Origin of the sequence: Micromonospora sp. NPDC000442 (assembly GCF_042898635.1) — a bacterium.
Classification (GTDB): Bacteria; Actinomycetota; Actinomycetes; order Mycobacteriales; family Micromonosporaceae; genus Micromonospora.
The window spans coordinates 172,334-193,748 of sequence record NZ_JBIAYZ010000001.1 but is presented as its reverse complement, the minus strand read 5'-3'; the positions used below and the strand labels follow the sequence as shown (position 1 = coordinate 193,748).

The following is a 21,415-nucleotide window of genomic DNA, read 5'->3' as shown; positions in this document are numbered from 1 at the left end:
GGCGTTATGCCAGGACTCGACACTGGGCAACTCGCCGTGAAGACGGGATAACGAACCGCTATGCGGTCGTTGCGAGGATTTGTCGCTGATCCGTGACCTAACTCATAGTTACCGGCGCCACTGATGGCTACCGGGAGGTGACGGTGGGAAGTCCCGAATTTGTATGACACCCTCTGGCGTCTTCAACCCCTAGCTGTAACACTGGGGACATGTATGGCAATGACTTCCCGGGCGAGGACCCGTCCGGCGGCCTGCTCGGTGAGGTCGAGGCCGCGGAGGCGGCGTTGCGTGCGGCCGCGGAGCGTGGCCGAGGCGCCGCCGAGCCGGGTGGCGACCTGGCCGCCTACTTCGCCGAGGTCGTCGACGCCGACCAGAAGATCGAGCCCCGCGACTGGATGCCGGAGGCGTACCGGCGGACGTTGATCCGGCAGATCGCCCAGCACGCCCACTCCGAGATCATCGGCATGCAGCCGGAGGGCAACTGGATCAGCCGCGCCCCGTCCCTCAAGCGCAAGGCGATCCTGCTGGCCAAAGTGCAGGACGAGGCCGGTCACGGCCTATACCTCTACGCCGCCGCCGAGACCCTCGGCGTCAGCCGGGACGAACTGGTCGACCTGCTGCTCAGCGGCCGGCAGAAGTACAGCTCGATCTTCAATTACCCCACGCTGAGCTGGGCCGACGTCGGCGCGATCGGTTGGCTGGTGGACGGTGCCGCGATCGTCAACCAGGTGCCGCTGTGCCGCTGCTCGTACGGCCCGTACGCCCGCGCCATGATCCGGGTCTGCAAGGAGGAGTCCTTCCACCAGCGTCAGGGCTACGAGATCCTGCACACCCTGGCGCACGGCACTGCGGCGCAGAAGGCGATGGCCCAGGAATCGGTGGACCGCTGGTGGTACCCGTCCCTGGCCATGTTCGGCCCACCCGACGGCGATTCCACCCACTCCGCCCAGTCGATGGCCTGGAAGATCAAGCGGTTCTCCAACGACGAGCTGCGCCAGCGCTTCGTGGACATGTGCGTCGGCCAGGCCGAAGCGCTCGGGCTGCGCCTTCCCGACCCGGAGCTGCGCTGGAACGACGAGCGCCAGGCGTACGACTTCACCCAGCCCGACTACGACGAGCTGATGCGGGTGATCAAGGGCAACGGGCCGTGCAACCGGCAGCGGATGGAGCACCGGCGTCGCGCGCACAGCGAGGGCGCCTGGGTGCGCGAGGCGGCCGCCGCGTACGCCGCCAAGCGTGCGGAGAAGGAGAAGGAGAAGGTGGCAGCGTGAGCCGGCAACACACCCCGCTCTGGGAGGTCTTCGTCCGGGCCCGGCGCGGGCTGGCGCACACCCACGTCGGCAGCCTGCACGCACCCGACGCGGAACTGGCCCTGCGCAATGCCCGTGACCTCTACACCCGACGCCAGGAGGGCGTGTCGATCTGGGTGGTGCCGGCGAGCGCCATCACCGCCTCCAGCCCGGACGAGAAGGACGCCTTCTTCGACCCGGCCGCCGACAAGGTCTACCGCCATCCCACCTTCTACGAGGTACCCGACGGGGTGGCGCACCTGTGAGCGATCTCTTCCCCTTCACCCTCGCCCTCGGCGACGACGCGCTCATCGCGGCGCAGCGGCTGGCCGAGTGGAGCACCCGGGCACCAGAGATGGAGGAGGACATCGCCCTGGCCAACATAGCCCTGGACCAGCTCGGTGCCGCCCGGCTCCTGCTGTCGTACGCGGGCGAGCTGGAGGGTGCCGGCCGGGACGAGGACGCGTTGGCGTACCTGCGCGACGACCGGGAGTTCCGCAACTGCCTGTTGGTCGAGCTGCCGAACGGTGACTTCGCGGTGACCATGGCGAAGCTGCTCGTCCTGGCGGCATACCAGGTGCCGCTCTACACCGCCCTGGCCGGCTGCCCGGACGAGCGGTTGGCCGCCATCGGCGGCAAGGCCCGCAAGGAGTCCGCGTACCACCTGGACCACGCCGCGCTGTGGGTGAAGCGGCTGGGCGACGGGACCGAGGAGTCGCACCGACGGATGCAGGCCGGCGTCGACCAGATCTGGCCGTACGCCGATGAGTTGTTCACGGCACGGCCGGACGCGCCGGTCGACCCGGCGACCCTGCGGTCCGAATTCGACGACACCGTGACCGCCGTGCTCGCCGAGGCGACCCTCGCTGTCCCGGAAGTCGGCTGGACGCCGGCCGGCGGGCGCGACGGTGTGCACACCGAACACCTGTCGTACCTGCTCGCGGAGATGCAGGTGGTGCATCGCGCCCACCCCGGGGCCCGCTGGTGAACCGATGAGCAGAGCACGGCAGGCCGTGGCGGCGGTGGTGGATCCGGAGATCCGGGTGGTCACCATCGACGATCTCGGCATCCTCCGGTCGGTGCAGGAGGACCCGGCCACCGGCCGGGTGGTGGTGACGATCACCCCCACCTACACCGGCTGCCCGGCGATGGATGTCATCCGCGCCGACATCCGGCGCGCGTTGGCCGCCGCCGGTCACCCGGACGCCGAGGTGCGTACGGTGCACAGCCCGGCCTGGAGCACCGACTGGATCAGCGACGCCGGACGGGCCAAGCTTGCCGCCGCCGGCATCGCCCCGCCCGCCCCGGTCCGGCGCGACGGCGTCGTTCCGCTCACCCTGGCGGTGCGCTGCCCACGCTGCGGGTCGCCGGAGACCGAGCAGCTCAGCCGCTTCGGCTCGACCGCGTGCAAGGCGTTGTGGCGGTGCCGCTCCTGCTCCGAACCCTTCGACCATGTGAAGGCCCTGTGACTGTCACCATCACCCGCCCGGTCCGCCGCCGGCCGGTGTTCCACCCGCTTCCCGTCGTCGCCGTGGACCGGCTCACCGCCGACGCCGTCGCGATCACCTTCGCGGTACCGGAGGAACTGCGCGAGACCTTCGCCTTCCGTGCCGGCCAGCACCTGACCGTACGCCTGCCGGCCGCAGTCGGTGCCGCGGAGGGTGACGGCGGTGCGGCCTCCGGCGGAGACGTGCGCCGTTCGTACTCGATCTGCTCCACCCCCACAGACCTGGCGCGGCACGGGCGGTTGCGGATCGGCGTGCGGGAGATCCCGGGTGGGGCCTTCTCCGGCTACGCCTGCGGGGCGCTGCGACACGGCGACACCATCGAGGTGCTGCCCCCGCTGGGGCACTTCACCACGGCCTTCGCGTCGGACCGGGCTCGCCGCTACGGCGCGGTGGTCGCCGGCTCCGGCATCACCCCGGTGCTGTCGCTGGTCGCCACCGCGCTGGCCGTCGAACCGGCCAGCACCTTCACGCTGGTGTACGGCAACCGCACGGCCGGCAGCGTGATGTTCGCCGAGGAACTGGCCGACCTGAAGGACCGCTACCCGACCCGGTTGCACCTGGTGCACGTGCTCTCCCGCGAACAGGGTGATTCGCCGCTGCTGTCGGGTCGGATCGACGCGGAGCGGCTGGGCCGGCTGCTGGAGACCATCGTCCCCGGCGAGGCGATCGAGGAGTGGTTCCTGTGCGGCCCGTATGGCCTGGTGGTGGATGCTCGTGCGGTGCTGACCGCGCGGGGTGTCGCGGAGTCGGCGGTGCACACCGAGCTGTTCCACGTCGACGCGCCGCCCGAGCCGGTCCGCCGCACGGACGACGCGTCCGGCGGTACGGACGTGACGATCATGCTTGACGGACGTTCGTCGAACTTCACCATGCGCCGCGACGAACGCGTGTTGGACGCGGCGCTGAAGGTCCGCGGCGAGCTGCCGTACGCCTGCAAGGGCGGGGTCTGCTCGACCTGCCGGGCCAAGGTCGTCTCCGGCGAGGTCGAGATGGCCCGCAACTACGCCCTGGAGCCCGACGAGGTGGCCGCCGGCTACGTGCTGACCTGCCAGTCCAGCCCGCTCACCGACACCCTCACCATCGACTACGACGCGTGACGTGTAGAACATTTCGTTCTACACTCGTTCCCGTGGAGCAGATAGCAGTGCGGGAGTTGAACCAGCACACGAGCAAGGTGCTGGCGCGGGTGCGTGCAGGGGAGACAGTCGAGGTGACCGACCGGGGCGAACCGATCGCTCGGCTGGTGCCCGTGGTGGCAGGCGACGTCCTGCTGGGGCGGTTGGTGGCAGAGGGGCGCGCGATCGCCCCGGCGTCCACCGGGCCCCTGCCCCTGCCTCCCGTACTCGGTGATCCCACGGTCGACGCGGCAGCGGTCCTCGCCGCCTCGCGGGACGAGGAACGCTGGTGATCTACCTCGACTCGGCGGCCGTCATCAAGCTGCTCCGCCGGGAACCAGGGACCGAGGAACTCGTCAGCTGGCTGAACGACCGCAGCTCGGCCTCGCTCGTCTCGTCGGTGCTGGCCGAAGTGGAGGTGTCCCGGGCGTTACGCCGCGCCGCCCCGCAGGCGCTGGTGGGGGTGCCGACCGCGCTGTCCCGGCTCTACCGGGTCGAGATCGATGCCACCGTCCGGGCCACTGCCGCCGCCTACCCGGAACCGCTGCTACGCACTCTCGATGCCATCCATCTGGCAACGGCGGAGATCCTGGCTCAGCAGGCGGGCGCCGACTTCGTCGCCTTCGTGACGTACGACCGTCGGCTGCTGGACGCGGCCAAGAGCATCGGGCTTCCGGTAGCCAGTCCGGGAGTCGACTGAGCACTTCCCGCTGGGATGACCGACGTCCGACCCCATGCCGGACAGGGGATGGATCACAGGTCAAGTGCGCCGCTGAGAGCTGGGCGGCTGGTCGGCGTACCCTCGGGGACGTGACGGTGAATCGGGAGATCGACGACATCCTGCAGCGCGGCGCCGACGGCGGGCGAATCACGCCCGACGAAGCTTTGCTGCTCTACACCGACGCCCCCTTCCACGCCCTCGGCGAGGCGGCGGACGCGGTCCGTCGGCGGCGGTACCCGGACAACGTCGTCACGTACCTGATCGACCGCAACATCAACTACACGAACGTCTGCGTGACGGCGTGCAAGTTCTGTGCCTTCTACCGGGCGCCCAAGCACAAGGAAGGGTGGACCCACCCGACCGAGGAGATCCTGCGTCGCTGCGGCGAGGCGGTCGAGCTGGGCGCCACCCAGGTCATGCTTCAGGGTGGCCACCACCCGGACTACGGCGTGGAGTACTACGAGGAGCTGTTCTCCTCGGTCAAGAAGGCGTACCCGCAACTCGCGATCCACTCGATCGGGCCGAGCGAGATCCTGCACATGGCGAAGGTCTCCGGGGTGAGCCTGGACGAGGCCATCGCCCGGATCAAGGCCGCCGGGCTCGACTCGATCGCCGGTGCGGGTGCCGAGATGCTGCCACAGCGACCCCGCAAGGCGATCGCGCCGCTGAAGGAGTCGGGCGAGCGCTGGCTGGAGGTCATGGAACTCGCACACCGGCAGGGCGTCGAGTCCACCGCCACCATGATGATGGGGACCGGCGAGACGGCCGCCGAGCGGATCGAGCACCTGCGGATGATCCGCGACGTGCAGGACCGTACGCAGGGCTTCCGGGCCTTCATCCCGTGGACGTACCAGCCGGAGAACAACCACCTCAAGGGTCGCACCCAGGCGACGGCCCTGGAGTACCTGCGGCTGGTGGCGGTGTCCCGGCTGTTCTTCGAGACCGTGCCGCACCTGCAGGCGTCCTGGCTGACCACCGGCAAGGACGTCGGCCAACTGGCGCTGCACATGGGCGTCGACGACCTCGGCTCGATCATGTTGGAGGAGAACGTCATCTCTTCGGCGGGGGCCCGGCACCGGTCCAACCTGCACGAGCTGATCGGGATGATCCGTTCTGCCGACCGGATCCCCGCCCAGCGCGACACGCTCTACAACAGACTGGCCGTGCACCACACGCCCGACGACGACCCGAGCGACGACCGGGTGGTCTCGCACTTCTCGTCGATCGCCCTGCCCGGTGGCGGTGCCGGCCGCTCCCTGCCCCTGGTCGAGGCAAGCTGACCGACGCCCACCCCGACCAGCGAAACCCACGCCGGTCGGCCACCGGAACCACCGCACCCCCCGCCGCGAGCGCGACTTGCGGCATCTCGGGCTTTCCGGTCGCGGGGGCGGCGTGGGTTGCGGTGTCTCGGGCCTTCCGGTCGGCGGGGCGGCGTGGGTTGCGGTGTTTCGGGCGGCTGCTGCGGGGGCGGGTCGATGGGTGGCGTGTAAGCGGTGGGAGATCACCGCGGGTCACTGCGGCTAGGGCGCTGCGTCACAGCGGTGGCTCGACCGGTTGTCAGCCGAACGGCTCGGGTGGATCATCCGTCCGGTTCGAAGCGCCAAGCTGCCACGGCCAGGTGCCGGGCCGCGACCAGGTAGCAAGGCCCATCAATCCGGACAATCCTTAAGTTGCCATTAGCTGAGCAGCTTGGGACGGGTGTGATGCAGGGTGGCGCGGGTGATCGCTGACCGCTAACGTCCCCGCCCGTACGTTTCCTTCACCCCCACGGGGAGACACCTCAATGATTTTCCGTAACCGGGCTGCGGCGTACCTGGGCGCCGGTGCCGCCGGCGTCCTCGCGGCCGGCGCCTTCGCCGTGCCGGCTCTGGCGGACGACACCGCGGACCTCGCCATCAAGGCGACCGGCACCACGATCGCGGTCGGCGCGCCGGGCAAGGACGCCAGCGTCTCGCTGCTGAACAAGAGCAAGGTCGACGCCAAGAACGTGCTCGTCGCCCTCGACATCAGCAAGCTGAAGACCGATCTCGTCGACATCGATGAGAGTGGCTGCAACCCGCGCGAGGACGGCTGGATCCTCTGTGGCATCGAGGGTGACACCATCCGTGCCGGCGAGGATGTCGACTGGTTCTTCCCGTTGACCCGCAAGGGCAACGAGGTCGGCCCGGCCGGCTCCATCACCGCGGTGATCCTGCACGGCGGCCCGGACCCGGACGAGTCCGACAACGTCGTGACCGTGGACGTCAAGGTCGAGGGTGCCGGGCCGGACCTGACCGTCGTCGCCGACGACGTCCGCAAGGCCGTCAAGGTCGACGGTGGCACGATCACCGAGGTCGGCGACCTGTACGCGGGCAACACCGGCCAGCTCATCTACGCCGCCTTCAACCAGGGTGACCAGGCCGCCAGCGGTCTCCGCATCGAGGTGCAGCTGCCCAAGGGCGCGACCTTCGCGGAGAAGGAGCCGGACTGCACCTACAACGCCGAGATGACCTCGCTGACCTGCGAGTACACCAAGGCGGTCCTCATCCCGGCCGCGCAGGACAAGGATGGTGACGACCTCTACTCCGGTGCCCGGTTCTACAACCTGGTGAAGGTCGCCGACGGTGTGAAGCCAAGCAGCCTGACCGGTGGCAAGGTCACCATCGACTCGCTGACGGTGCCGGAGGCCCCCAGCGTCCTCCGGGCCGCCGCCACGTCGGCCCTGCCGCAGAACGTCACGGGTCTCTCGGGTAACGACGTCGACCCGAGCGACAACACCGACGACTTCGCGGTGGTCGTGGCCGCCAAGGGTGGCTCCGGTGGTGGCGACAACGGCGACGGTCCCGGCCTGCCGGTCACCGGTGTGCAGGTCGGCCTGATCGGTGGCGTCGGCGCGGGTGTGCTGGCCGCCGGTGTGGCCATGTTCCTGGTTGCCCGTCGTCGCCGGGTGGTCCTGGTGACTCCGGGTGACGAGAAGACGAACGCCTGAGGTTCGTCCTCTATCGGCCCGCGCGGGCCGTTCACATAACGCACGGCAGTGAGGGCGGGATGGGTGACCATCCCGCCCTCACTGTGTCGCCTCGACCCTGGGCGGGCCGTCGACCGCAGGGCTGGCAGAGTGGAGGGGTGAGCCGTACCCCGCAGGGCCAGCGCGCCAGTCTGGACAAGCAGCCGCACGAGGTCGCCGCGATGTTCGACGGTGTCGCGGCCCGTTACGACCTGACCAACACCGTCCTGTCGTTCGGCCAGGACCGGTTCTGGCGACGGGCCACCCGCACCGCGCTCGACCTGCGACCGGGCGACCGGGTGCTGGATGTGGGCGCGGGCACCGGCGTCTCCACCGAGGAACTCGCCCAGTCCGGGGCGTACGCGGTCGGGGCGGACCTGTCGCTCGGCATGCTGTACGCCGGCAAGCGCAGCCGCCCGCAGGTGCCGTTGCTGGCCGGAGACGCCCTGCGGCTGCCCTTCGCCGATGCCAGCTTCGACGCGGTGACCATCTCCTTCGCGTTGCGCAACGTCAACGACACCGACGCCGCGCTGGCTGAACTGGCCCGGGTGACCCGCCCGGGCGGCCGGCTGGTGATCTGTGAGTTCAGCACCCCGGTCAATCCCGCGTTCCGCACCGTGTACCTGTCGTACCTGATGCGTTCCCTGCCGGCCGTGGCCCGGACGGTCTCCAGCAACCCTGACGCGTACGTCTATCTTGCCGAGTCGATCCGGGCCTGGCCGGACCAGCCGGCGCTGGCGGCGCGGGTGGCCGCGGCGGGCTGGGGTCGGGTGGCGTGGCGCAACCTGACCGGCGGTGTGGTGGCCCTGCACCGCGCCGTCCGGACGTGAGCGCGACCGTTCCCGCATCGGCCCGTACGGGCGTGAACGCGACCGTTCCTGTATCCCTCCGTGCGGACGGGATCTCGGTCCGCCCGGTACTGCGCGGCCGTAATAGCCTAATTCAGGGGAATAAGGCGATTGTGTCGCATTTGCGGCTTAAGCTGGCCGGCATGACGGATCCGAAGAATGTGGCCATCGGGGATGCCGCGGAGCTGGTCGAGCAGCTCAGGGGTCTGGCCGGAGCGGATCCCGCCGACGTCCGCCAGGTGGTGACCGAGGTGCTCGCGGCCCTGGACCGAGCCGCCGGCGGCACCTTGCGTGAGCAACTGCCGGAGACCATCCGCGCCAGCCTGGACAGCGCCGCTCCGGCGCGCCGCTGAGCGCCACGTCGTTGGGTCTTACTCGCGTCCAGCAGGTTAGGGCGACCTAACAAGGCGAGCTTACGGTGCCGGTCATAGACTCGTCCCGGCTGGCTTGTGAAGCATTTCACGAGCAGGGCGGGGAGGAGGCGCTAATGACCGCGGTGGAGAACGACGCCGACGTGATCGTCGTGGGCGCCGGTCCCGGTGGCTCGGCGACCGCGTACCACCTGGCTCGGCACGGCGTACGCGTGCTGCTGCTGGAGAAGACCGAGTTCCCCCGGGAGAAAGTCTGCGGCGACGGGCTGACCCCGCGTGCCGTGCGGCAGTTGATCCGGATGGGGGTGGACACCTCCCCCGAGGCCGGCTGGCTGCACAACCGTGGCTTGCGGGTGATCGGTGGCGGCGTCCGGCTGGAGTTGGACTGGCCGGATCTGGCCAGTTTCCCGAACTACGGCCTGGTGCGCACCCGACTCGACTTCGACGACCTGCTGGCCCAGCGCGCGGTGTCGGCCGGGGCCAAGCTACGGACCAGCGTGAACGTCCTCGCTCCGGTGCTGGACGGCGACGGCCGGGTGATCGGGGTGCAGGGCGAGGACGGGCCGGACAAGGCACCCGTCACCTTCCACGCCCCGTTGGTGGTGGCCGCGGACGGCGTCTCGGGCCGGTTCCCGCTCGCCCTCGGGCTGGCCAAGCGGGAGGACCGCCCGATCGGTGTCGCCGTCCGGCGCTACTACCGCTCCGAGGCCCGCCACGACGACGACTACCTGGAGTCCTGGCTGGAATTGCGGGCCAAGGGCACCAACGAACTGCTGCCCGGGTACGGCTGGATCTTCGGCCTCGGCGACGGTCGGGTAAACGTCGGGCTCGGCATCCTGAACTCGTCCACGGCGTTCGGCAAGACGAACTACCGGCGGCTGCTCACCGACTGGCTGGCCAACACGCCGCCGGAGTGGGGGATGACCGACGAGGCCAACGCCGAGGGTTCGATCCTCGGTGCCGCCCTGCCGATGGGTTTCAACCGGGTGCCGCATTACACCCGGGGGGTCATGCTCGTCGGCGACTCCGGCGGCATGGTCAACCCGTTCAACGGCGAGGGCATCGCGTACGCGATGGAATCCGGCGAACTGGCCGCGGAGGTCGCGGTTCAGGCGCTGGCCCGGCCGGCCGGCGTCGAGCGGGAGCGGGCCCTGATGGCGTACCCGCAGGAGTTGAAGACCCGGTTCGGCGGCTACTACCGGCTGGGCGGGATCTTCGTGAAGCTGATCGGCCGTCCGGAGATCATGCGGGTGGCGACCAAGCACGGCATGCCGCATCCCACGCTGATGCGCTTCGTGCTCAAGCTGCTGGCCAACCTCACCGACCCGCGTGGCGGTGACGCGATGGACCGCGTGATCAATGCGATGACCCGGGTCGCGCCGGCCGTGTAGGGGCGCGGAGCAGGCAAGGTCCACCCCCGCCGAAGGGCGCGGGGTGGGATGTGAATAGTGTGAATTTCGCCAACCACCGAGGGCAGGGAAGGACGAGCAGGAGAAGAAATGTCGCTCTCGCCTTACGTACCCATCATCGGGCTCTTCGCCCTCGCCGCGGGTTTCGCGCTGTTCTCGATAGCCGCCGCCCGGTTCGCCGGCCCCCATCGCTACAACAAAGCCAAGCTCGAAGCCTACGAGTGTGGGATCGAGCCTAGCCCGCAGCCGATCGGCGGTAGCCGGTTTCCGGTCAAGTTCTACCTGACGGCGATGCTCTTCATCGTCTTCGACGTGGAGATGATCTTCCTGTACCCGTGGGCGGTCTCCTTCGACATCCTGCCGGTCTTCGGGTTCGTCGCCATGTTGGTGTTCATCGGTGCCGTCTTCGTCGCGTACGCCTATGAGTGGCGACGCGGCGGCCTGGACTGGGACTGAGGAAGGAACGGCTATGGGTATCGAGGAGAAACTTCCCGCCGGCGTCCTGCTCACCTCGGTGGAGAAGCTGGTCAACTGGTCGCGCAAGTCGTCGGTCTGGGGCGCCACGTTCGGCCTGGCCTGCTGCGCGATCGAGATGATGGCCGCCGGTGGTCCGCACTACGACATGGGCCGCTGGGGCATGGAGGTCTTCCGGGCCTCGCCCCGGCAGGCCGACCTGATGATCGTCGCCGGCCGGGTGAGCCAGAAGATGGCCCCGGTGCTGCGCCAGATCTACGACCAGATGGCCGAGCCCCGCTGGGTGCTCTCCATGGGTGTCTGCGCCAGCAGCGGCGGCATGTTCAACAACTACGCCATCGTGCAGGGCGTCGACCACGTCGTACCGGTCGACATGTACCTCCCGGGCTGCCCGCCCCGGCCGGAGATGCTCATCGACGCGATCCTCAAGCTGCGCGAGAAGATCGGCCACGAGCCGCTCGGCCCGAACGGCCGCAAGATGCTTGCGGCCCGTGAGGCGCGCGGTGACGTGCCGGTGGTGCCGTACGGCTCGATGCCGTCGTCGTACCGCAACGACAAGGCCCGGCGGGCCGAGTGGACGAAGGCCGTCCGCGAGGGCCGCGAGGAGCAGCTGCGGATCGAGAACTGGATGAAGGCCCAGAACCACCTCCACCCGTACGGGGGGATCAAGTGACTGACGACAAGCCGACCACCGGCGGCGTGCCGGTTCCGGTGACGCCGGCCGGCGCGACGAGTGGTGCCCCGGCCGAGTTCCCGCCGGCCGCACCGGCGGGCCGGGGCATGTTCGGCAACCAGGGCAGCGGCGACGTCTCCGGGTTCGGCGGACTGGTCCGGCAGCACCGCGAGATCGAGGACTCGCCGCGACCGTACGGCGGCTACTTCGACGAGGTGCGGGACGCGCTGGAGGAGGCGTACCCGGCGTTCGGCGAGGCGATCGAGAAGGTCGTGGTGGACCGGGGCGAGCTGACCCTGCACATCCGCCCGGAGCGGATCGCCGAGGTCTGCCAGGTGATGCGGGACGACCCGGCGCTGCGTTTCGAGCTGTGCTCGTCGGTGTCCGGGGTGGACTACCTGGGTGCCGACGCTCGCCGACTGCACGTCGTCTACCAGCTCACCTCGATGACCTACCGGCGTCAGGTCCGGCTGGAGGCCGCCGTCAGCGTCGAGGAACCGCACCTGCCCAGCGTCACCTCCGTCTACCCGACCGCCGACTGGCAGGAGCGGGAGGCGTACGACATGTTCGGTGTCGTCTTCGACGGTCACCCGGCGCTGACCCGCATCCTCATGCCGGACGACTGGGAGGGTCACCCGCAGCGCAAGGACTACCCCCTCGGCGGTGTGCCCGTGGAGTACAAGGGCGCCGAGATCCCGCCGCCCGACAAGCGGAGGTCTTACCAATGACCGGGTCGAACTACGCCACCGAGCGCGAGACGACCGAGGGCCGGGTCTTCACCGTCACCGGCGGGGACTGGGACGACGTCGTCTCCGGCGTCGATCCGATCAACGAGGGTCGGATCGTCGTCAACATGGGCCCGCAGCACCCGTCCACGCACGGCGTGCTCCGGCTGATCCTGGAGCTGGAGGGCGAGACGGTCCGGGAGGCCCGCTCGGTCGTCGGCTACCTGCACACCGGCATCGAGAAGAACCTGGAGTACCGCAACTGGGTGCAGGGTTCGACCTTCGTGACCCGGATGGACTACCTCTCGCCGATCTTCAATGAGACGGCGTACTCGCTGGCCGTGGAGAAGCTGCTCGGCATCACCGACGATGTCACCGAGCGGGCCAACACCATCCGGGTGCTCATGATGGAGCTGAACCGGATCTCCTCGCACCTGGTGTGGCTGGCCACCACGGGCATGGAGCTGGGCGCGATCTCGATCATGCTCTACGGCTTCCGCGAGCGCGAGTACATCCTGGAGATCTTCGAGCTGATCACCGGCCTGCGGATGAACCACGCGTACGTCCGGCCGGGCGGCGTCGCCCAGGACGTGCCGGACGAGGCGATCGTCAAGATCCGCGAGTTCCTCAAGGTCATGCCGAAGCGCCTCAAGGAGTACGAGGACCTGCTCTCCGGCCAGCCGATCTGGCTGGAGCGGACGCAGAACGTGGCGGTGCTAGACGTCACCGGCTGCCTGGCCCTCGGCGTCACCGGGCCGGTGCTCCGCTCCGCCGGCCTGGCCTGGGACCTGCGCAAGACCATGCCGTATTGCGGCTACGAGACGTACGAGTTCGACGTGCCGACCCACCCCGACGGCGACGTCTGGGGCCGCTACCTGGTCCGGCTGGCCGAGATCCGGGAGTCGCTGAAGCTGGTCGAGCAGGCCCTGGACCGGCTCAAGCCCGGCCCGGTGATGGTCGCCGACAAGAAGATCGCCTGGCCGGCGCAGCTGGCCATCGGCGTCGACGGCATGGGTAACTCGCTGGAGCACGTCGCGAAGATCATGGGCCAGTCGATGGAGTCCCTGATCCACCACTTCAAGCTGGTGACGGAGGGCTTCCGGGTGCCGCCGGGCCAGGTGTACGTGGCGATCGAGTCGCCTCGCGGTGAGCTGGGCGTGCACGCGGTCTCCGATGGCGGGACCCGGCCGTACCGGGTGCACTACCGGGAGCCGAGTTTCGTCAACCTCCAGGCCCTGCCGGCGATGGCCGAGGGTGGCCTGATCGCCGACGTGATCGCCGGCGGCGCCTCGCTGGACCCCGTCATGGGAGGTTGTGACCGGTGACACTCTTCACCGAAGAGACGCGGACCCGGGCTCGGGAGATCATCGCCCGCTACCCGGCGGACCGCTCCCGCTCGGCCCTGCTGCCGCTGCTGCACCTGGTGCAGGCCGAGGAGGGTTACGTCTCCCCGGCCGGCGTGGCGTTCTGCGCCGAGGTGCTCGGCCTGAACAAGGCCCAGGTCGGCGCGGTGGCCAGCTTCTACACCATGTACAAGCGCCGGCCGACCGGTGACTGGCTGGTCAGTGTCTGCACCAACACCATGTGCAACGTGCTCGGTGGCCAGGAGGTCTACGACACCCTCGCCGAGCACCTGGGCGTCGGGCACGACGAGACCACCGCCGACGGCACGGTCACCCTGGAGCACGCCGAGTGCCTGGCCGCCTGCGACTACGGCCCGGTGATGACCGTCAACTACGACTTCTTCGACGGCGTCGACCCGCAGACCGCGGTCGGCGTGGTCGATGAGCTGCGCGCCGGTGGCCGGCCCACGCCGAGCCGGGGTGCCCGCCTCTGCACCCTGAAGGAGATGGCGGTCCAGCTCGCCGGTTTCGCCGACGAGCGGGAGGGCGCCGTCGCCGACGGTGTGCCGGGCGAGCCGACGCTGCGTGGCCTGCGACTGGCCCAGCAGCACGGCATCTCGGCGCCGGGCTTCGACCCGAACACCCCGATCCGCAGCGGCCGGGCCGGCGACAAGCCCGCACCGGCCACCCCGGCGAAGGCCGCGCCGACCGGCAGCACCGCACCCGACGTCGCGGCACCGGACCGCAAGTCACCGCAGGTGCGTACCGCCGAGACCCGGCAGCCGGACGCGAAGACCGCCGTGCCGGACGCCCCCGGCACCAGGGTTCCCGTCGACGGGCAGCCGCCTGCGGCGGACGACGCCCGGGCCGCGGAGGCCGCCGGTGCGGCGGCCAACAAGCCGGCGGGTGACGCCAAGCCGGCCGGTGACGACACCGGGGCGCAGGAGCGCAACCTCAGGGAAGCGGAGTCGACCGGCGGCGGTCGGGATTCCGCGAACGACAAGGGGGCTCAGAAGTGACCACGCCTGCGCCGGAGACCCTGGCCAAGTTGACGCCCGTGCTCACCAAGCGCTGGTTGTCCCCTGACGCCTGGCGGATCGACACCTACGAGAAGCTGGACGGCTACGCCGCGCTGCGTAAGGCGATCAAGGCCCACCCGGACGACCTGATCCAGCTGGTGAAGGATTCCGGGCTGCGCGGTCGCGGCGGAGCCGGGTTCCCCACCGGTCTCAAGTGGGGCTTCATCCCGCAGGGTGACGGCAAGCCGCACTACCTCGTGGTCAACGCCGACGAGGGCGAGCCCGGCACCTGCAAGGACCTGCCGCTGATGACCCACGACCCGCACTCGCTGGTCGAGGGCGTCATCATCGCCTCGTACGCGATCCGGGCCAACCGGGCCTACATCTACATTCGGGGCGAGGCCGTGCACGCCGCCCGCCGGCTGCGCAACGCGGTGAACGAGGCGTACGCCAAGGGCTACCTGGGGCGGGACATCCTCGGCACCGGCTTCGACCTGGACCTGGTGGTCCACTCGGGTGCCGGCGCGTACATCTGCGGGGAGGAGACGGCGCTGCTGGACTCCCTGGAGGGCTTCCGGGGCCAGCCCCGGCTGCGCCCGCCGTTCCCGGCCACCCACGGGCTGTACGCCAGCCCCACCGTGGTCAACAACGTGGGCACCATCGCCAGCGTGCCGTACATCGTGCTGGGCGGCGCGGACTGGTGGAAGTCGATGGGCACGGAGAAGTCCGCCGGCCCGATGATCTACTCGCTCTCCGGCCGGATCGTCAACCCGGGCCAGTACGAGTGCGGCCTCGGCATCACCCTGCGCGAGCTGATCGAGCTGGCCGGTGGGATGCAGCCGGGGCACAACCTGAAGTTCTGGACGCCGGGCGGATCGTCGACGCCGCTGCTCACCGCCGAGCACCTGGACGTGCCGCTGGACTTCGAGGGGGTGGCCGCCGCCGGCTCGATCCTCGGCACCACGGCCACGCAGATCTTCTCCGACCAGGACTGCCCGGTCTACGCGACCTACCGGTGGCTGGAGTTCTACCACCACGAGTCGTGCGGCAAGTGCACCCCGTGCCGGGAGGGCAACTACTGGATGGTCCGGGTCTACCGACGCATCCTGGCCGGCCAGGGCACTCAGGACGACCTGGACACCCTGCTCGACACCTGTGACAACATCCTCGGCCGCTCGTTCTGCGGCCTTGGTGACGGTGCCACCAGCCCGGTGACCTCGTCGCTGAAGTACTTCAAGCAGGACTACCTCGACTACATCGAGGGACGGACCGCGCCGAAGTTGTCCGACAAGCAGTTGGTGGGAGCCCACTGATGCGAGTGCGAGGAGTGAGCGGAGCGAGCCCCGCAGCCGCGAGCGAAAGGCGAGCACTGTGACGGACGTTGCCAAGCCGACCGAGACGGTCACCCTCACCATCGACGGCGTCGAGGTCACCGCCCCGAAAGGGGCGCTGCTGATCCGGGTCGCCGAGCAGATGGGCACCGAGATCCCCCGGTTCTGCGACCACCCGCTGCTGGCTCCGGCCGGCGCCTGCCGGCAGTGCCTGGTGGAGGTGGAGGGGCAGCGCAAGCCCGTCGCCTCCTGCACCCAGACGGTCGCCGACGGCATGGTGGTCCGGACCCAGCTCACCTCCCCGGTCGCCAAGAAGGCGCAGGAGGGGATCATGGAGCTGCTGCTGGTGAACCACCCGCTCGACTGCCCGATGTGTGACAAGGGCGGCGAGTGCCCGCTCCAGAACCAGGCGATGTCGACCGGCCGCTCCGACTCCCGGTTCCACGAGCACAAGCGGGAGTACCCGAAGCCGCTGCCGATCAGCACCCAGGTGCTGCTCGACCGCGAGCGGTGCGTGCTCTGCCAGCGGTGCACCCGGTTCACCGAGGAGATCGCCGGCGACAAGTTCATCGACCTGATGAACCGCTCCTCCGCCGAGGAGATCAACATCTACCGGGACGAGGACTACGGGACCGAGGGCGAGGACGGCGACGTCCCGTTCAACTCGTACTTCTCCGGCAACACCGTGCAGATCTGCCCGGTCGGCGCGCTCACCGGCACCCAGTACCGCTTCCGGGCCCGCCCGTTCGACCTGGTCTCCAGCCCGAGCGTGTGCGAGCACTGCTCGGCCGGCTGCGCCCAGCGCACCGACTGGCGTCGGGGCAAGGTGCTGCGCCGGCTGGCCGGCGACGACCCGCAGGTCAACGAGGAGTGGAACTGCGACAAGGGGCGTTGGGGCTTCCAGTACGCCCGCGCCGCCGACCGGCTCACCACCCCGCTGGTACGCGACGAGCACACCGGCGAGCTGCGGGAGGCGTCCTGGAGCGAGGCGCTCAGCGTGGCCGCCGAGGGGCTGCGCGCCGCCCGGGACACGGGCCAGGGCGCCGCGGTGCTCACCGGCGGTCGGCTGACCGTCGAGGACGCGTACGCGTACGCAAAGTTCGCCCGGGTCGCGTTGCACACAAACGACATCGACTTCCGGGCCCGTCCGGCCTCCCGCGAGGAAGCCGACTTCCTGGCCAGCACGGTCGCCGGCAGCACCGACGTCACCTACACCGACGTCGAGAACGCGCCGGCGGTGGTGCTGGTCGGTCTGGAGCCGGAGGAAGAGTGTCCGATCCTCTTCCTGCGGCTGCGCAAGGCGTACCTGAAGAACAAACTGAAGGTGTACGCGATCGCCCCGTTCGCCACCCGTGGCCTGGAGAAGCTCGGCGCCAAGCTGGCCCGGGTCGTGCCGGGCGAGGAGGCCGGGGTGCTCGCCGAGCACGCCACCGTCGCCGAGGCGCTCAGCGCTGAAGGGGCGATCCTGATCGTCGGCGAGCGGCTGGCCACCGTCCCGGGTGGACTCTCCGCCGCCGCCGAGGTGGCCGCGCGTACCGGGGCGAAGCTGGCCTGGGTGCCGCGGCGCGCGGGTGACCGCGGTGCCGTCGACACCGGCTGCCTGCCCAACCTGCTGCCCGGCGGTCGCCTGGTCACCGAGCCCGGGGCCCGGGCCGAGTTGGGCGAGGCGTGGGACATTCCGGCCGGGGTGATCCCGAGTCAGGCCGGCCGGGACACCGACGGCATCCTCGGTGCCGCCGCCACGGGTCAGCTTGGCGCGCTGGTGGTGGCCGGGGTGGATCCGGCCGACCTGGCCGACCCGCGCCTGGCCGAGCAGGCCCTGGAGGCGGTGCCGTTCCTGGTCAGCCTGGAACTGCGGGCCAGCGCGGTCACCCGTCGGGCGAACGTGGTCCTGCCGGTCGCACCGGTGGTGGAGAAGGCCGGCAGCTTCCTGGACTGGGAGGGCCGGCTGCGTCCGTTCGACGCGGTGCTGGACACCGCCGCGATGACCGACGGTCGGGTGCTCGACGCGCTCGCCGCCCAGCTGGACGTGCGGCTGGGCACCGGGGACGTGCTGACCGTCCGGCGTGAGCTGGGCAGCCTGCCGGTGACCCGGGCTGACCGCCCGACCGCGCCCACCGTTCAGCCGGGGGCGGTGCCGCAGCCGGGCACCGGTGAGGCGGTGCTGGCGACCTGGCACCAGCTTGTCGACCTGGGCAGCCTCACCGACGGCGACGAGCACCTGGGTGGCACCGCCCGCCCGCCGGTGGTCCGGCTGGGCAAGGGCAGCGCGGAGGCGCTCGGTGTCGCCGACGGCGACTCGGTCACGGTGGGTACCGACCGGGGTGCGTTGACCCTGCCGGCGGCGATCACCGAGATGCCGGACGGTGTGGTCTGGCTACCCACCAACTCGCCCGGTTCGACCGTGCGGCGCAGCCTGGGCGCTACCTCCGGTGCGGTGGTACGGATCTCGGCACCCGGCACCACCGAGCCGGTCGCCGCCGACGTGGCGGGCCGGCCGGGTCCGATCCTCAACTCCTCCGGGGGTGTCGCATGAACCCGCTGGCGCAGGCACCGTCGTTGACCGACTTCGGCCACGACCCGTGGTGGCTGGTCCTCGGCAAGATTGTCTTCGCGTTCGTGGTCGCCCTGCTCGGCACGCTGCTCGGCGTCTGGTTCGAGCGGCGGGTCGTCGGCTTCATGCAGGTCCGGCCCGGGCCGAACCAGCTCGGCCCGTTCGGCCTGCTGCAAACGCTCGCCGACGGCCTGAAGATGGCCTTCAAGGAGGACATCCTCCCGCGCTCGGCGGACAAGGTCATCTACTTCTTCGCCCCGGCCATCTCGGTGATCTGCGCGGTCACCGCGCTGTCGGTGATCCCGTTCGGCCCGATGGTGAGCATCTTCGGCCACCAGACGCCGTTGCAGGTCACCGACGTGCCGGTCGCGGTGCTCGTGGTGCTCGCCCTCTCGTCGATGGCGGTCTACGGCATCGTGCTCGCCGGCTGGGCCTCGGGCTCGACCTACCCGCTGCTCGGCGGCCTGCGGTCCGCCGCCCAGCTGATCTCCTACGAGGTGGCGCTGGGTCTGTCCATCGTGGCGGTGTTCATGCTCGCCGGCACGATGTCCACGAGCGAGATCGTTGCCGCCCAGGGCAGCACGACCGAGCTGACCCTGTTCGGCGCCGACATCCAGACGCCCGGCTGGTACGCGCTGCTGCTCTTCCCGAGCTTCATCGTCTTCTTCATCTCCATCGTCGGCGAGACCAACCGGCCGCCGTTCGATCTCCCGGAGGCGGAGTCGGAGCTGGTGGCCGGCTTCATGACCGAGTACAGCTCGCTCAAGTTCGCGCTGATCATGCTCAGCGAGTACGTCGCGATGGTGACCATGTCGGCCTTCACCGTGACGCTCTTCCTGGGCGGCTGGCACGCACCGTGGCCGATCACCATATGGTCGGGGGCCAACTCCGGCTGGTGGCCGCTGCTCTGGTTCTTCGGCAAGGTCATCCTGCTGGTCTTCGTCTTCGTCTGGCTGCGCGGCACGCTGCCCCGGCTGCGGTACGACCAGCTGATGCGCTTCGGCTGGAAGGTGCTCATCCCGATCAGCCTGGTCTGGATCGTGGTTCTCGCCGGCCTGCGCACCATCGACGACTGGGACACCCAGAGCCGGATGTACGCCATCGGCATCCCGGCCGGCATCGTGCTGCTCGCCGCGCTGTTCTGGCCGAGCCGCAAGGCGACGCCGAAGCCGACGCTCGTCGAGCAGGTCGACAACCGGCCGCCGGGCAGCTTCCCGCTGCCCCCGATGGATCTCCAGGTACCACCGAGCCCGCGCACCCGGCGCATGGTCGCCGAGCGGGAGCCGGCAAACGCTCCCGCCGGCCAGGACTCTGAGGAGGTGTGACGTGGGCGCGATCACCGGAACGTTCAAGGGCTTCGGGGTCACCTTCTCGCACATGTTCAGGAAGGTCGTCACCACCGACTACCCGTTCACCCCGCCGAAGCCGGCGCCGCGCTACCACGGGCGGCACATCCTCAACCGGCACCCGGACGGGCTGGAAAAGTGCATCGGCTGCGAGCTGTGCGCCTGGGCCTGCCCGGCGGACGCGATCTACGTCGAGGGTGGCGACAACACCGACGAGCAGCGCTTCTCGCCGGGTGAGCGGTACGCCAGCGTCTACCAGATCAACTACGCCCGCTGCATCTTCTGCGGGCTCTGCATCGAGGCGTGCCCGACCCGCTCGTTGACCATGAGCAACGAGTACGAGCTGGCCCGGGACAACCGCCAGGATCTGATCTTCACCAAGGAACAGCTGCTGGCGCCGCTGCTGCCGGGGATGGAGCAGCCGCCGCACCCGATGCGGCTGGGTGACAGCGAGAAGGACTACTACATCGGCAGCCTCACCAACCCGGGCACCTCCGCCGGGGCTGAGCGCTCGCCGATGGGGCCGGGCCGCTATCAGGTGGACGAGCACCCGGGCGTCACCTTCCCCGGTGCCGAGCAGGCCGCCCAGCGGGCCGAGGCGGAGAAGGGGGATTCGGCATGAGCACCTCGACGCTGCTCGCCGCCTCCGGTGCGGTCTCCGGCGGCGAGGCGGTGACCTTCTGGATCCTCGCTCCGCTCGCGCTGGCCGGTGCGATCGGCATGGTCGCCGCCCGCAACGCGGTGCACTCGGCACTGTGGCTGGTGCTGACCATGCTCAGCCTCGGGGTGTTCTACGTACTCCAGGCAGGGCCGTTCATCGGCATGGTGCAGATCATCGTCTACACCGGCGCGATCATGATGCTCTTCCTGTTCGTGCTGATGCTTGTCGGTCGGGAAGCCTCCGACTCGCTGATCGAGGTGCTGCGCGGCCAGCGGATCGCGGCGATCGGGCTGGGGCTCGGCTTCGCCGGCCTGCTCGGCAGCGGGGTATACCGGGCCACCCAGGGCAGCACGCCGGTCGGCCTGGAGCAGGCCAACGCGGGCGGCAACGTGGAGGGCATCGCCCGGTTGCTCTTCACCGACTACGTCTTCGCCTTCGAGCTCACCGCGGCGCTGCTGATCACCGCCACCATCGGCGGCATGATCCTCGCGCACGTCGAGCGGCGCAAGGAGGACAAGCGCGACCAGGTGGCCACCATGAAGGCCCGCTTTGCGCCCGGCAACTACCCCGGCCCGAAGCCCGGCCCGGGTGTCTTCGCCACCTCCTCGTCGGTCGCCACCCCGGCCCGCCTGCCGGACGGGCGGCTGAGTGAGCGCAGCACGCCGGACATCCTGCCGGTGCGGGAGCTGACCGCCGAGGAGACCACGCTGAAGGGCACTGAGAAATGAGTGACTTCTTCTCGGTCGAGCCGAACTACTACCTGGTCCTCGCCGCGGTGCTGTTCACCATCGGCGCCGCCGGGGTGCTGGTCCGGCGCAACGCGATCGTGCTGTTCATGTGTGTCGAGCTGATGCTCAACGCGGCCAACCTGGCGCTTGTCACCTTCAGCCGGATGAACGGTGACCTCAACGGCCAGATCATGGCGTTCTTCGTGATGGTGGTGGCGGCGGCCGAGGTCGTGGTCGGGTTGGCCATCATCATGGCGATCTTCCGCACCCGACGCTCCGCCAGCGTCGACGACGCCAACCTGCTGAAGTACTAG

23 protein-coding genes are annotated in these 21,415 nt (G+C 69.9%); all 23 read left to right on the top strand.

Annotated elements, in window-relative coordinates:
* Window positions 1-209: 209 nt before the first annotated feature.
* The 23 genes from paaA to nuoK all read left to right on the top strand — a co-directional run bounded on the left by paaA (window position 210) and on the right by nuoK (window position 21,415).
* A complete protein-coding gene (paaA, locus tag ACFY2A_RS00910; RefSeq protein WP_387166773.1) occupies window positions 210-1,271 on the top strand; it encodes a 1,2-phenylacetyl-CoA epoxidase subunit PaaA in 1,062 nt (353 codons plus the stop codon).
* The gene (gene paaB / locus ACFY2A_RS00905) at window positions 1,268-1,555 is read left to right on the top strand and encodes a 1,2-phenylacetyl-CoA epoxidase subunit PaaB (protein WP_093404003.1); all 288 of its coding nucleotides are present in this window, start codon (window positions 1,268-1,270) and stop codon (window positions 1,553-1,555) included. Before paaA ends, paaB begins: the two co-directional genes overlap by 4 nt.
* The gene (gene paaC, locus ACFY2A_RS00900; protein WP_363923723.1) at window positions 1,552-2,277 is read left to right on the top strand and encodes a 1,2-phenylacetyl-CoA epoxidase subunit PaaC; all 726 of its coding nucleotides are present in this window, start codon (window positions 1,552-1,554) and stop codon (window positions 2,275-2,277) included. Before paaB ends, paaC begins: the two co-directional genes overlap by 4 nt.
* A 4-nt stretch (window positions 2,278-2,281) precedes the next feature.
* Entirely contained in the window at window positions 2,282-2,758 is a 477-nt protein-coding gene (paaD, locus tag ACFY2A_RS00895; protein ID WP_387166769.1) for a 1,2-phenylacetyl-CoA epoxidase subunit PaaD, read from the top strand.
* Window positions 2,755-3,894, top strand: a complete 1,140-nt coding sequence (gene paaE, locus ACFY2A_RS00890; protein ID WP_387166766.1) for a 1,2-phenylacetyl-CoA epoxidase subunit PaaE — start codon at window positions 2,755-2,757, stop codon at window positions 3,892-3,894. The genes paaD and paaE overlap by 4 nt, the downstream gene beginning before the upstream one ends.
* Window positions 3,895-3,926: 32 nt before the next feature.
* On the top strand, window positions 3,927-4,205 hold the full coding sequence (locus ACFY2A_RS00885; RefSeq protein WP_357581094.1) for a type II toxin-antitoxin system prevent-host-death family antitoxin: 279 nt from the start codon (window positions 3,927-3,929) through the stop codon (window positions 4,203-4,205).
* Window positions 4,202-4,612 carry a type II toxin-antitoxin system VapC family toxin gene (locus tag ACFY2A_RS00880; RefSeq protein ID WP_363923720.1) on the top strand — a complete coding sequence of 137 codons (411 nt, stop codon included), beginning with the start codon at window positions 4,202-4,204 and terminating at the stop codon, window positions 4,610-4,612. Before ACFY2A_RS00885 ends, ACFY2A_RS00880 begins: the two co-directional genes overlap by 4 nt.
* 110 nt (window positions 4,613-4,722) lie before the next feature.
* Window positions 4,723-5,913, top strand: a complete 1,191-nt coding sequence (gene mqnC / locus ACFY2A_RS00875) for a cyclic dehypoxanthinyl futalosine synthase (protein ID WP_363923719.1) — start codon at window positions 4,723-4,725, stop codon at window positions 5,911-5,913.
* 503 nt (window positions 5,914-6,416) lie between these two features.
* The gene (locus ACFY2A_RS00870) at window positions 6,417-7,601 is read left to right on the top strand and encodes a cell wall anchor protein (RefSeq protein WP_387166761.1); all 1,185 of its coding nucleotides are present in this window, start codon (window positions 6,417-6,419) and stop codon (window positions 7,599-7,601) included.
* Between the two features lie 137 nt (window positions 7,602-7,738).
* On the top strand, window positions 7,739-8,449 hold the full coding sequence (locus ACFY2A_RS00865) for a demethylmenaquinone methyltransferase (RefSeq protein WP_363923717.1): 711 nt from the start codon (window positions 7,739-7,741) through the stop codon (window positions 8,447-8,449).
* 161 nt (window positions 8,450-8,610) lie between these two features.
* A complete protein-coding gene (locus ACFY2A_RS00860) occupies window positions 8,611-8,820 on the top strand; it encodes a hypothetical protein (RefSeq protein ID WP_363923716.1) in 210 nt (69 codons plus the stop codon).
* A gap of 134 nt (window positions 8,821-8,954) precedes the next feature.
* Window positions 8,955-10,229 (top strand): geranylgeranyl reductase family protein, encoded by a 1,275-nt coding sequence (locus ACFY2A_RS00855; RefSeq protein ID WP_363923715.1) that lies wholly within the window; start codon window positions 8,955-8,957, stop codon window positions 10,227-10,229.
* Window positions 10,230-10,337: 108 nt separating this feature from the next.
* A complete protein-coding gene (locus ACFY2A_RS00850; protein WP_093404019.1) occupies window positions 10,338-10,703 on the top strand; it encodes an NADH-quinone oxidoreductase subunit A in 366 nt (121 codons plus the stop codon).
* 13 nt (window positions 10,704-10,716) lie between these two features.
* Window positions 10,717-11,394: an NADH-quinone oxidoreductase subunit B family protein gene (locus ACFY2A_RS00845; RefSeq protein ID WP_117229654.1), complete on the top strand. Its 678-nt coding sequence runs from the start codon at window positions 10,717-10,719 to the stop codon at window positions 11,392-11,394.
* Window positions 11,391-12,122 (top strand): NADH-quinone oxidoreductase subunit C, encoded by a 732-nt coding sequence (locus ACFY2A_RS00840; RefSeq protein WP_363923714.1) that lies wholly within the window; start codon window positions 11,391-11,393, stop codon window positions 12,120-12,122. The genes ACFY2A_RS00845 and ACFY2A_RS00840 overlap by 4 nt, the downstream gene beginning before the upstream one ends.
* Window positions 12,119-13,444 carry an NADH-quinone oxidoreductase subunit D gene (locus tag ACFY2A_RS00835; RefSeq protein WP_387166755.1) on the top strand — a complete coding sequence of 442 codons (1,326 nt, stop codon included), beginning with the start codon at window positions 12,119-12,121 and terminating at the stop codon, window positions 13,442-13,444. Before ACFY2A_RS00840 ends, ACFY2A_RS00835 begins: the two co-directional genes overlap by 4 nt.
* Window positions 13,441-14,481 carry an NADH-quinone oxidoreductase subunit NuoE gene (nuoE, locus tag ACFY2A_RS00830; protein WP_387166752.1) on the top strand — a complete coding sequence of 347 codons (1,041 nt, stop codon included), beginning with the start codon at window positions 13,441-13,443 and terminating at the stop codon, window positions 14,479-14,481. The genes ACFY2A_RS00835 and nuoE overlap by 4 nt, the downstream gene beginning before the upstream one ends.
* Window positions 14,478-15,794 (top strand): NADH-quinone oxidoreductase subunit NuoF, encoded by a 1,317-nt coding sequence (nuoF, locus tag ACFY2A_RS00825; protein ID WP_363923709.1) that lies wholly within the window; start codon window positions 14,478-14,480, stop codon window positions 15,792-15,794. Before nuoE ends, nuoF begins: the two co-directional genes overlap by 4 nt.
* Window positions 15,795-15,852: 58 nt before the next feature.
* Entirely contained in the window at window positions 15,853-18,348 is a 2,496-nt protein-coding gene (locus ACFY2A_RS00820) for an NADH-quinone oxidoreductase subunit G (protein ID WP_387166749.1), read from the top strand.
* Complete coding sequence (gene nuoH, locus ACFY2A_RS00815) at window positions 18,345-19,691, top strand: NADH-quinone oxidoreductase subunit NuoH (protein WP_363923705.1); 1,347 nt, start codon at window positions 18,345-18,347, stop codon at window positions 19,689-19,691. Before ACFY2A_RS00820 ends, nuoH begins: the two co-directional genes overlap by 4 nt.
* Window position 19,692: 1 nt before the next feature.
* Entirely contained in the window at window positions 19,693-20,334 is a 642-nt protein-coding gene (gene nuoI / locus ACFY2A_RS00810) for an NADH-quinone oxidoreductase subunit NuoI (RefSeq protein ID WP_363923703.1), read from the top strand.
* The gene (locus tag ACFY2A_RS00805) at window positions 20,331-21,101 is read left to right on the top strand and encodes an NADH-quinone oxidoreductase subunit J (RefSeq protein ID WP_099847902.1); all 771 of its coding nucleotides are present in this window, start codon (window positions 20,331-20,333) and stop codon (window positions 21,099-21,101) included. Before nuoI ends, ACFY2A_RS00805 begins: the two co-directional genes overlap by 4 nt.
* Window positions 21,098-21,415, top strand: a complete 318-nt coding sequence (gene nuoK, locus ACFY2A_RS00800; protein ID WP_013731028.1) for an NADH-quinone oxidoreductase subunit NuoK — start codon at window positions 21,098-21,100, stop codon at window positions 21,413-21,415. The genes ACFY2A_RS00805 and nuoK overlap by 4 nt, the downstream gene beginning before the upstream one ends.